At 69.2% G+C, this 11,124-nt stretch carries 11 protein-coding genes and 1 pseudogene; 7 read left to right on the top strand and 5 right to left on the bottom strand.

Annotated elements, in window-relative coordinates; all coding sequences use genetic code 11:
- Positions 1 to 148 precede the first annotated feature (148 nt).
- The 5 genes and pseudogenes from KN815_RS02610 to KN815_RS52020 all read left to right on the top strand — a co-directional run.
- Positions 149 to 1,180 carry a rod shape-determining protein gene (locus KN815_RS02610; protein ID WP_216339752.1) on the top strand — a complete coding sequence of 344 codons (1,032 nt, stop codon included), beginning with the start codon at positions 149 to 151 and terminating at the stop codon, positions 1,178 to 1,180.
- Between the two features lie 173 nt (positions 1,181 to 1,353).
- Positions 1,354 to 1,947, top strand: a complete 594-nt coding sequence (locus KN815_RS02605; protein ID WP_216339750.1) for a sigma-70 family RNA polymerase sigma factor — start codon at positions 1,354 to 1,356, stop codon at positions 1,945 to 1,947.
- Positions 1,944 to 2,756 carry an anti-sigma factor gene (locus tag KN815_RS02600; protein ID WP_216339748.1) on the top strand — a complete coding sequence of 271 codons (813 nt, stop codon included), beginning with the start codon at positions 1,944 to 1,946 and terminating at the stop codon, positions 2,754 to 2,756. The genes KN815_RS02605 and KN815_RS02600 overlap by 4 nt, the downstream gene beginning before the upstream one ends.
- A 159-nt stretch (positions 2,757 to 2,915) precedes the next feature.
- A complete protein-coding gene (locus KN815_RS02595) occupies positions 2,916 to 3,461 on the top strand; it encodes an RNA polymerase sigma factor (RefSeq protein ID WP_037955421.1) in 546 nt (181 codons plus the stop codon).
- A pseudogene (locus KN815_RS52020) lies at positions 3,458 to 3,628 on the top strand (zf-HC2 domain-containing protein); the annotation flags it as partial. The gene KN815_RS02595 and the pseudogene KN815_RS52020, both read left to right, overlap by 4 nt.
- 91 nt (positions 3,629 to 3,719) lie before the next feature.
- Here KN815_RS52020 and KN815_RS02590 read toward each other — a convergent pair.
- From KN815_RS02590 to KN815_RS02570, 5 genes are all read right to left on the bottom strand, one after another.
- Positions 3,720 to 4,463: a signal peptidase II gene (locus KN815_RS02590; RefSeq protein WP_216339746.1), complete on the bottom strand. Its 744-nt coding sequence runs from the start codon at positions 4,461 to 4,463 to the stop codon at positions 3,720 to 3,722.
- Positions 4,464 to 4,719: 256 nt separating this feature from the next.
- Positions 4,720 to 5,997, bottom strand: coding sequence for a glycoside hydrolase family 5 protein (locus tag KN815_RS02585; protein WP_216339744.1), 1,278 nt, complete (start codon positions 5,995 to 5,997; stop codon positions 4,720 to 4,722).
- Positions 5,994 to 6,341: a response regulator gene (locus tag KN815_RS02580; RefSeq protein WP_216339743.1), complete on the bottom strand. Its 348-nt coding sequence runs from the start codon at positions 6,339 to 6,341 to the stop codon at positions 5,994 to 5,996. Before KN815_RS02580 ends, KN815_RS02585 begins: the two co-directional genes overlap by 4 nt.
- Before the next feature lie 308 nt (positions 6,342 to 6,649).
- A complete protein-coding gene (locus KN815_RS02575; protein WP_216339741.1) occupies positions 6,650 to 7,723 on the bottom strand; it encodes a glycoside hydrolase family 6 protein in 1,074 nt (357 codons plus the stop codon).
- Between the two features lie 18 nt (positions 7,724 to 7,741).
- A complete protein-coding gene (locus KN815_RS02570) occupies positions 7,742 to 8,731 on the bottom strand; it encodes a S8 family serine peptidase (protein ID WP_253208704.1) in 990 nt (329 codons plus the stop codon).
- Positions 8,732 to 9,198: 467 nt separating this feature from the next.
- Here KN815_RS02570 and KN815_RS02565 point away from each other — a divergent pair, with 467 nt between their 5' ends.
- Together KN815_RS02565 and KN815_RS02560 are read left to right on the top strand one after the other, a co-directional pair.
- On the top strand, positions 9,199 to 9,708 hold the full coding sequence (locus tag KN815_RS02565; protein WP_216339737.1) for a GtrA family protein: 510 nt from the start codon (positions 9,199 to 9,201) through the stop codon (positions 9,706 to 9,708).
- Positions 9,705 to 11,000, top strand: coding sequence for a glycosyltransferase (locus KN815_RS02560; protein ID WP_216339735.1), 1,296 nt, complete (start codon positions 9,705 to 9,707; stop codon positions 10,998 to 11,000). The genes KN815_RS02565 and KN815_RS02560 overlap by 4 nt, the downstream gene beginning before the upstream one ends.
- The last annotated feature ends 124 nt before the right edge of the window (positions 11,001 to 11,124 follow it).

The following is an 11,124-nucleotide window of genomic DNA, read 5'->3' as shown; positions in this document are numbered from 1 at the left end:
CGCGAAGGCCCACCGCACCGGGCCCGGGGGGCAATCGCTCCCCCGACCGGCTCAGCCCCGCAGGCAGCGGCCCTGATCGTCCCCACACGATGAGAGCGGAGGGCCGCCGGGCGGCGGCCCGCCACGCCGCCCACAGGGGAGACCTGCCATGACCATCAGCCTCGAGGCACTGCGCCGCTGCTCCATCGCCGTCGACCTCGGCGCGGCCAGAACGCGTGTCTACCTCAGGCGTACCGGGCTCATCGTCGACGAGCCGACCGTCGCCGCCGTGAACACCCACACCGGCGGGCTGATCGCGGTCGGCACGCTGGCCGAGCGGATGACCGGGCGGACGCCCGAGCACATCCGCGTCGTACGACCGGTCTCGGGCGGCACCGTCGTCGACATCGACATGGCCCAGCGGATGCTGCGGCTGCTGCTGGGCAACAAGCTGCGGCGCGCCTGGCGGCGCCGCCCGCTGGTGAGCGCCGCCGTCTGCGTGCAGCACGACGCCGACCCGCTGGCCCAGCGCGCCGCCGTGGAGACGCTCACCGGGATCGGCGCCAAGCGGGTCGAGCTGGTGGACACCCTGATCGCCGCCGCCGTGGGCTGCGGTCTGCCGGTGGAACGGCCCGAGGCGACGATGATCGTGGTGTGCGGCGCGGCCACCACCCAGGTCGCGGTCCTGTCGCTGGGCTCGATCGTGGCCGCCGAGCGGGTGCCGGTGGGCGGGGAGACCGTGGACCACGCGGTCGTCCAGTATCTGCGCAACGAGCATGCGCTGATGCTGCCCAGCCAGGCCGTCCGCCCGCTGCAACTGCTGCTCAAGAACAGCGAGGACGGCGCCGCGCCGAGCACCGAGGTGCACGGCCGGGACGTGGCCACCGGGCTCGCCCGGACCGTACGGATCGACGTCGGGAGCGTACGGAGCGCCATCCGCACCCCGCTCACCGGAGTGCTGGACGCCATCGGCACGGTGCTGCGCCGCTGCCCGCCCGACCTGGTGGCCGACCTCGCCGACCGCGGCATCATGCTGGCCGGCGGGAGCGCGGTGCTGCCCGGGTTCGACACGATGCTGCGGGAGGCCACCGGTATGCCGCTGAACATCGCCGACCACCCCGACGTCTGCGCGGTCGAGGGGCTCGGCGCGATGCTCGACGGCAAGGTGCAGCCCCTGCTGCTGGACGCGATGGTCTCCTGACCGACCCGCCCGCGCCCTGACATCCCCTGGCCCTGACACCCTCTGGCCCTGACACCTGATCGGAATTTCTTCGCGACGCGTTGAGCGGCTGCCTCCCCCCATGCGTAGTGAAGGGGGAAGAGGCCGACATGGCCGCCGATCCCCCCCGGGGCTCAGACCGGGAGCGTCCGTAGATGTCCAACTCAGGTCAGGTCCTGGAGGTTCAGGTGCACGACGACGCCGCCGTGGCCGATGAGCGTCCGTCAAGATCCCGGCGGGGTACGCCGGACGAGCACCTCATGCGCGCGCTCTACCAGGAGCACGCCGGGCCGTTGCTCGCGTTCGTCCTGCGGCTGGTCGCGGGCGACCGGCACCGCGCCGAGGACGTCGTCCAGGAAACCCTGGTGCGCGCCTGGCGGAACGCCGACCAGCTCTCCCGGGCCACCGGCTCCATCCGGCCCTGGCTGGTCACGGTCGCCCGCCGGATCGTGATCGACGGACACCGCAGCCGGCAGGCCCGGCCGCAGGAGGTCGACCCCTCCCCGTTGGAACTCATGCCCGCGGAGGACGAGATCGACCGTGCACTGCGGCTCATGACCCTGACCGACGCGATGCAGGACCTCAGCGACGCCCATCGCGAGGTGCTGGTCGAGACCTACTTCAAGGGCCGGACCGTGGGCGAGGCGGCCCAGACCCTCGGCATACCCAGCGGGACGGTACGGTCCCGGGTCTTCTACGCGCTGCGCTCGATGAAGCTCGCGCTCGAGGAGAGAGGAGTAACGGCATGACAGCGCAGACGCACCACTCGGGACATGACGCCGTTGGCGCGTATGTGCTCGGCGTGCTCGACGAGGCGGAGGCCGGCTATTTCGAGGAGCATCTGGCCGGCTGCGACCAGTGCGGACGGCAGCTCGACGAGCTGACCGGACTGGAACCCCTGCTGGCCGATCTGGCGGCCGACATCCCCGGGATCCACGGCAGCCCCGGACGGACCCAGCTCACGGGCCACACACCGCATGCCTTCAGCGCCACTCCCAACGCCATCGAGACCCTCACCGCACGCCCCGGCCCGGCGCTGCTCCAGCGCATGGTCGGCGAGGTCGCCACCTTCCGCGCCAAGCGGCGGCGGCGCGGACTGTACCTGGTCGCGGCGGCGGCCGTGCTGATCGTCGGCGGTCCGGTCGGCACCATCGCGGTCACCTCCGGCGGCTCGGACAGCTCCGTGAGCGCCGCGCCCAGCGAGAGCGCCCTCTTCTCCGGGATGCCCGACAAGGTGCAGGGCACCGACCCGGACACCAAGGTGAACGCGGCGGTCGCGCTGGAGGACAAGATGTGGGGCACCGACGCGGTCCTGCGGCTGAAGAACCTCAAGGGTCCGCTGGATTGCAGCCTGATCGCGATCTCCAAGGACGGCCACGAGCAGACGATGATGACCTGGTCCGTGCCCGAGTGGGGATACGGGATCGAGGACAGTCCCAAGGCGGAGGCGAGAAATCCGCTGTGGGCGCATGGCGGCGCGGGCATGAAGCGTGCCGACATCGAACGCTTCGAGGTCCGTACGGCCGAGGGAAAGCGCCTGGTCTCCCTGAACGTCTGACTGAACGTCTGAGCTACCGCTGCCTCTGAGCCACCTCTACGTCCGATCTGCCACTCGGATCGCCGATCATCCCGTGCGGCGCGGTGAGCGAGATGTTACACAGAGTGTGATATGTCGTGCTTCGCGTCCCGGGGGGTCCGGATCCGAGGAGGCACCCCCGTGGCTGACCCGGACGCCCATCAGCAGCGCATGTTCGCTCAGTATGTGCTGCCCGAGGTCGAGGTGCTGTTGCGCGTGGCCATGTCACTGACCACCCAGCGTGCCGACGCCGAGGATCTCGTGCAGGACACGTTACTACGGGCGTACCGGGCAGTCGGCCGTTTTGACGGGAGACATCCACGGGCCTGGCTGCTGACGATCATGCGCCATGCGGAGGTCAGCCGGCGCCGCCAGCGCCGGCCCCGGCTGCTCGACGATCCGGATACGGAACTGGAGCGGCTGGTCCCGGCCCGGGACGCGACACCGGAGGAACTGGTGGTCGACACGACGTTCGACGAGGCCGTGGACGCCGCGTTCACGGCGCTTCCGCTGCGGGACCAGCAGGTGGTGCGGCTGGTGCATGTGGACGGGCTGTCGTACGCGGAGGCCGCACAGGTGCTGGACGTCCCCAAGGGGACGGTGATGAGCAGGCTGCACCGGGCGCGCAAGCGGATCCGGAACCAGTTGCTGGCCGCGGGAGTGGAATCGGAGCGAGGTGGCGCATGAGCAGATGGACATGGTGGCGGACCACACGCACCACCCGAACCAGGCAGACCACCGGAGATCTCCGGAGCGCGCGGTGTCCCCTGGGCGCGCCGCTGCTCCAGTCGTATCTGGACGGGGAGCTGGAGGCGCCGGCCGCGGCCCGGGTGCGGGCCCATGTGGCCGAGTGCCACCGCTGCGCCCGGGAGCTCGCCGTCTACCAGCGCATCAGCGAGGCGCTGGCCGCCCGCGCGGTGACCGACGAGGCGGTGCTGGACCGGCTCAGGGACTTCGCGGAGTCCCTCGCCGAGCGGGAGAGCCGGGAGCCGGGGGCACAGGCGGCGCCGACCGAGCCGGTCCCGGGGACGGAGACGGTGCCCGGGGCGGTGCCGACGGAGGCGGAGCCGGAGCCGGAGACGGTCCCAGGGAGGGTGCCGGGGTCGGATCGGGACGCGGATCAGGGCGCGGTGCACAAGGCCGGAGGCTGACGATCGGGTCGGGCCCCATGCCCCCGCCGGGCAGCGCGACGGCCCGTTCGCGCGAGGTTCTGCGCAGCAGCAGGGCCACGGTGAGCAGGGTCCCGGTGACCAGGGCCACATCGGCGAGGTTGAACACCGGCCCGCGGGCGTCCAGCGTGATCCAGTCGATGACGGCGCCGCGCAGCGGGCCCGGCGAGCGGATCATCCGGTCGGCGCCGTTGCCCATCGCTCCCCCGGCGATCAGCCCCAGGCCAAGCGCCGCGCCCCGGCCGCGGACCCGCAGCCCCGCACCGGCCGCGCCCAGCGTGGCCACCGCGCCCGCGAGCGTGATCACGACGATCAGCGCGGGCCTGCTGTGGCCGAGGCCGAAGGCCACGCCGGTGTTGCGCACCAGCAGCGCGCAGAACGGCCCGAACCGGGCCTGTGGCCCCACGGTGTCGCTCCAGGCGGCCAGCGCCATCGCCTTGCTGAGCTGATCGGCCACGATCACGACGAGCGCGATCAGGGGGAAGAAGAGCCGGCCGGTCGCCGGATGGGGCTTCATCATCGGCCTCCCTGGGGGTGGGGGGCCGGTCCGCGGGCGCGGTCCGCGGCCCGGGAGGGAAACCCGCCGGGGGTCCGCCCCGCTTCCCTTCCGGCCGGGAAAAACCCGCTTCCCTTCCGGCCGGGGAAAACCCGCTTCCCTTCCGGCCGGGGAAAAAGGCGAGGGCCCGCAGGCGGCTGCCTGCGGGCCCTCGCTGCTGCCCACTGCCCATGACCTCCAGGTGGTCATCGGCGGTGTACCGAAGGGGTCACTCCGACGATTACTTCCCCTTCTTCGCCTCCAGGAGAGGCGTCTGGTACTTGGCCAGCATCTTCATCTTGTTCTGGTCGATGGTCTTCCAGTCGTTCTTCAGCACACCGCCGGTGTCGCCCGAGTCCGGGTTCCAGGTCCAGTAGGTGTAGCTGATCTGGTGCTTCTTGAGGTAGTCCATCAGGGCGTTCTGCCACACGGCCTCGGAGCTCTTACCGGCGGTCTTCTTACCACCGAACTCACCGAGCAGCAGCGGGGCGATGTTCTGCTTCTTGATGTACGCCCAGTGCTTCTCCCAGATGGCCGGCATGTTCTTCGGGAAGTCCTTCGCCATGAACCAGTTCTGGTTGTAGACGCCCGGACCGTAGTCGTGGGCCGAGTAGACGACCTTGTTCGGCTCATCGAGCTTCACCGGGTGCTTCTTCACACCCTGGAGGTCACCGCCCCACCAGAACTGCTCGTTCTTGTGGCGGTCCGTACCCTCGACGAAGATCAGCCAGTTCTTGTTGACCTTGTGAATGGCGTTACCGGCCTTGGTGGCGGCGAGCTGCCAGTCGGTCTTCGGGTTGCCGTCGCCCCACGTGGCCTGGCCACGCGGCTCATTGTGCAGGTCGGCGCCGATCACCCGGTCGTTGTTCTTGTAGCGCTTGGCCAGCTTGACCCAGTCGTCCATCCACTGCTTCTCGCTCAGGCTCTGCGAGTACCACAGCTCACTCTGGCCGTACTGGTCAGGACGGTGCTGGTCCAGGATCACGCGGATGCCTCGGTCGGTGGCACCCTTCACGATCTTGTCCATGATCTGCTGGGGGGTGAGGCCCTTCAGATCGGGGTTCTTGTGCCAGTCGATGCCGTTGGGCTTGGCGGACGACTTGAACATCTCGTTCGAGTACGGCAGGCGCATGGTGTTGAAGCCCTGCTTGGCCATCTGGTCCAGCATGGACTCCCAGTTACGGGTCCACAGGCCGTGCGGCGCGTAGGTACCGGTCTCGAAACCGAACCAGTTCACACCGGTCAGGACGACCTTCTTGCCGTGGGAGTCGACGATGTCGCCCTTCTTGGTGGACAGCGGACCCTCGGCGCCCGCACCGGTGGCCTTGGCCCCGGCGGCGGAGGTGGTGGTGGCGGCGGACTGGCCATCGGTGTTGTTCACCGCGAAGGCGGTGACAGTGCCACCCACGGCAGCAGCAGCGACGACGGCCGCGGCGATACCGAAGCGGAGACGCTGCGAGCGCGGCGTGCGCTTGGTCTCGGTGGTCGGGGCGTTGTTCTGGTCCATGGGGGAATTCATTCGGTGATGCTCCTGAGGAATTCGGGTACTGCGGTCTTGAGGATGCTGGGGTTGTTCGTCGGAGATTCCAGACATTCCATCTGCGGGTCGGAGACTGCGGTCAGCCGGACAATCCGCGCGGACGGTAGGAGTTCGCCGATCAGGCGGACCAGCCGCTGCGCTTGCCGGCCAGGCTTATCCACGTCGATCAGCACCACATCCGGCTGCATGTGGTTGGCCAGAGAAATTGCTTCTCGGGCCGACCCTGCAATTCCGGATAGCTCCAGTCCGGGCTCCTCGACAACGAGATCGGCGAGAGCACTCAACACCAGTGGGTGGTGCTCCACGACGAGAACTCTGTGCATCGATGGGAGCTCCTTCGTGGCTTGTCCTTTCGCTCACCGACATTAGGCAGTGACCGTGACCCGAATCGCCGTACGGCTGACTGAAATCTGCGTACCTCAATTGCAGGAATTCCGGGCACACCAAACGACCGAATTCCGCCTACCTCAATTGAGGTAGGCGAATTCGGTCGTTTTATGGGGGTTCTGTCCGATATGGGGGGCGGTGCGGGGCGCTCAGGGCATGCGAAAGGCGCCGGTCACGGGGTGACCGGCGCCTTGGAGGAGGTCAGAGGGGCAGGGAGGACAGAGGGAGCAGCGGGGCAGGGGCTTCAGCGCGTCAGCCGGTACGCGTACCCGGGCAGGAACATGCCCGCACCGGCGGCACAGCCGTCCGCCTGCCCCGGCTGCTTGACCCACAGGAAGGCGTCGATGCCGGGGATGCCCGTGGCGGCGGTGGGCGGCCTGCCCAGCTTGCGGCCCGGCGGATCGCAGAAGCTGTGCTTCCGCGTGGGCCCCGCCCCATTGCGGCTGGTGTCCACCACGACCCCCAGCCGGGGCCGGCGCAGCTCCCTGATCACGGAGAGTCCGTAGCGCACCTCGTCGGCGGTGGCGTTGAAGTTGGAGACATTGACCGCTATCCCGTCCCCGTACCGATCGATACCGGCGCGCCGCAGCCGATCGGCCATGGTGCGCGCGGGCTGCCAGCCGGAGTTCCCGGCGTCGTAGTAGACCCGGGCCCGTGGCGCCCCCCGCTGGAGCGCCCGCGCCGCGTGCGACAGCGCCGCGAACCGCTCCTTCTGCTGCCGCCGCTTGAGACAGCTCATATGGGCGAGCGCGTCCGGCTCCAGGATGACGATGGCGCGCTCACCCCCTATCCCCCGGGTGAGGGCCTCGATCCACCGCCCGTAGGCGGCGGTGTCCCCGGCGCCGCCGGAGCTGAGCTGCTGGCAGTCGCGCTGCGGGATGGTGTACGGGACCAGCACCGGCAGCCGTCGCTGGGCGGCGGCGGTGCGGACCAGGGAGCGGGTCCGCTCCTCGACCAGGGACTCATTGGTCTCGGTGAGCCAGGCGGCCTGGGGCTCGTCGGCGATCCGCTTGCCGATGGCCGCCGCCCGCCGGTCGTGCGGATGGTCCCGTACCCAGGTGGCGGCCGGGTTGTGGGGGTCGGTGTAGAAGCGGGTCGTCGCCGGGAAGAACGGCTTGGCGACGGGGAGCGACGGCTTGCCGTTCGGGTGCCGCACCGGGCCCGCGAACAGGGCCTGCACGGTGGTCGCCGCCATCACCACCTCGACCACCAGCACCATCACGATCAGTTGGGCGATGCCCCGCCCCGCCCACCCGGGCCTGGGTCCGCCGGCCGGCGGACGGGGGCGGCGGACGCGTCCGCACAGTTTCGTGATCATGGCGACTCCAGCCCGGCCTCAGCCGTTGTGGGAGTTGTCGGGCGGGGGCTTGCGCCGGCTGATGAGCACCACCGCCAGGACCGCGAGCACCACCAGGACTCCGGCCACCACGCCTATCGTGACCAGGGCGGATTCATCTCCGTCGGTTTTGGCGGCGGAGGCGGCCGGAGTGGCGGCCGCATGGCGGCGGGGGGCGGACAGCTCGGCCGAGGCCGGTGGCGCGGCCCGGTCCGCCAGCGCCTTGGCCGGGGCGATCACCCCGTATCCATAGCGCGGGTCATGGCCCGCGGAGCCCTTGCGGTCGGCGGTGTCGATCAGCTTCTGGACCACCTGGTTGGCGTTCCAGCGGGGGTGCTCCGAGCGCAGCAGCGCGGCGCCCGCCGCGACCCAGGGCGCCGCGAAGCCGGTGCCGTCGCCGGTCCAGTAGTCGTTGTTGCCCGAGGTGGTGAGGATGGAGACGCCGGGGGCGGCCAGGAGGGTCTTCCCACCGTGGTGGGAGGAGGTCCAGACGGCGCCCTTCTTGTCGGTGGCCACCACGGCGACCACCCCGGGGAGGGCGGCCGGGTAGGTGGGCTTGTTGCCTTCCTTGCCGTTGTCGCCCGCGCCGGCCACGATCACGGCGTCCTTGGCGATGGCGTACTTCACCGCGGACCGCAGTGCGGGGGTCGGACGCTTGAAGGAGACGGCCAGATCGATGACGCGGGCGCCCTGGCCGACCGCGTGGCGTATGGCCTTGGCGGTGGGATCGGCGAGGGCCTTTCCATCGCGGTAGACGTCGAGCGGCATCACCTTGGCCTGGGGCGCGAGGCCGTACACCCCGTCGCCGCGGTAATTGCGGCCGGTGCCGGCGATGATTCCGGCGGCATGGGTGGACTGCTCGGCCGCCTTGCCGCCGTCCCGGGTGCCGAAGCCGCCGGTGCCGCCCGCGAAATCCTTTCCGCGGACCACGCGCCCGCGCAGATCCGGATGTGTTGCGTCGACCCCGGTGCCGATGACCGCCACGGTCACTCCGGCACCTTTGCTGATTTTCCAGGCGCGTTCCGCTTTGAGCGCGGTCAGCGCCCATTCGGAATCGTGCAGCCCACCGGAATGGGAATCACTTGCCGCAGCCGGCGTGGCCAGTGCGAGTGTCATCGCTGCGATGACCGCTCCGGCCCGGCCGGCGAATGGATGGCGTGACATCACGTGACCTGACATTACGTCACCTACTCTCTTCGCACGGGACGCAAGGCCGTCGGGCCCATTTCATCTTGGGCATCCCCCGCAGGTACTGACACCCGCGAGAGGGTGAGCGACCCGTCCCTTCTTTGGGGGACCGCTCGGGATACCCCGCACCCCGCTCTCCCCAATACGGGGGAGCGGCGGGGTCCGCCGAAGGTGTACCAACCGCTCCCCCGGTCGCGGGTACTACCTCCTTTTCGGGTGACGCACTCTTGGGTCAACGGCGATAAGAGCCTCCTGTAGAGGGAGTCGCGATGCAGCGTTTCCGAACGTTCAGCGAGCGCACCGGAGAGCCGGACGAAGAGGCGGATACCTCCGCCGGCAAGGCCCGTAAGCGGACCGGAATACTCTCGCGAGTCCTCCCGGTCCGGAACCCGATGGCCGGTATGCCCGGGCTGGCCCTTCGGTTCGCGGTCGTCGGCGGGGGCGGTGTGCTCGTGAACACGGTGGTCCTCTTCGTTCTCTATCACTGGGTCGGACTTCCGCTTCTGGCGGCGTCGGCGATAGCGGTGGAACTCGCCGTGGTCCACAACTATCTGCTGAACGACCGGTGGACCTTCGCGGCCGGCACTCCGTCCCTGCGGCGATTCATCAAGTTCAATGTCTCGGTCCTGGGCGGACTCGGGGTCAATGTGCTCATCGTCTGGTCAATGGTGCGCGGCGGCACGCATCTGCTGCTGGCGAATTGCCTCGGCATCGCGGCGGCCTTCGCGGTCAACTTCGCGTCGAGTACCGGCTGGGTCTGGGGGAGGCGGAGCCGATGATTGTCGCCATCATCTACCTGGTGCTGATCGTGGTCTCGATTCTGCTCACCGTGCAGTCGGCCCACGTCCTCTACCTCATGCTCTACACCTGGGACCGGGCGGATGCCGAACGGAGGGCCAGGGCGCCGGATGAATTCCTGCCGCCCCAGATCTCCTTCAGTGTCCTGCTGCCCGCCCGGCATGAGGAAGACGTCATCCAGAGCACCATCGAGCGCGTGGTGGGGGCCAACTATCCGGCCGAGCTGCTGGAGGTCTTCGTGATCTGCTCACAGGACGACGACGGCACGATCAAAAAGGCCGAGGAGAAGATCGACGAGCTGAAGCGGAAAGGGCTGCGCAATGTGCGGGTCGTGGTGTTCGACGACAAGCCGATCAACAAGCCGCACGGCCTCAACACGGCCCTTCCGCACACCGCCAACAAGGTAGTGACGATCTTCGACGCGGAGGACGACATCCACCCGGAGATCTTCAGCATGGTGAACACCGTGATGGTCCAGGAGAAGGTCAAGGTGGTCCAGGCCGGTGTGCAGTTGATGAACTACGAGTCCAACTGGTACTCGACGCTGAATGTCCTGGAGTACTTCTTCTGGTTCAAGAGCCGGCTGCACTACCACGCCCACTACGGCTCGATCCCGCTCGGCGGCAACACCGTCTTCTTCGCCCGTGAGCTGCTGCTGCGGCTCGGCGGCTGGGACGACCGCAACCTCACCGAGGACGCCGATATGGGCCTGCGGATATCCGCCATGGGCGAGCGGGTGCGCGTCGTCTACGACGACCGGTATGTGACCAAGGAGGAAACCCCGCCGACCCTCGGCCACTTCATCCGGCAGCGCACCCGCTGGAGCCAGGGCTTTATGCAGACCCTGAAGAAGGGCACCTGGAAGAAGATGCCGACGCGCAAACAGCGCTGGCTCGCCGTCTATGTCCTGGCGTTCCCGCGCGGACAGGCGCTGCTCGGCCTCTATCTGCCGATCTCGCTCGGCATGATTCTGATCCTGAAGGTGCCGGTCCTGATCGCGCTTGTCTCCTATCTGCCCGTCCTGCTGCTGGCCGCGCACTTTCTGGTCCAGGCGGTCGGTCTCTACGAGTTCACCAGCGCCCATGGCCTCGAAGCCTCGCCGAAGGCCGTCCTGCGCATGGCCATCGCCTGGTTCCCCTTCCAGATGGTCCTCGCGTACGCCGCGCTGCGGGCCATGCGGCGCGAGATGCTCGGCCGCCACGACTGGGAGAAGACAGCGCACGTAGGCGCCCACCGGGCCACCACCGAGGAGGCGGAGTCGCGTGTCGGATAATCCCACGCCCTCGCGGCCGACGGCCGCCGACGCGGAAGCCCGGAAGACCGCGGCGAGGAAGAGCGCCGCGCCGGGCAGGAAGACCACGGCGAACAAGAACGCCGCGCCAAGCAAGAACGCCACG

The organism is Streptomyces niphimycinicus (assembly GCF_018883605.1).
GTDB lineage: Bacteria > Actinomycetota > Actinomycetes > Streptomycetales > Streptomycetaceae > Streptomyces > Streptomyces niphimycinicus.
This window is presented reverse-complemented; position numbering and strand designations above follow the sequence as displayed.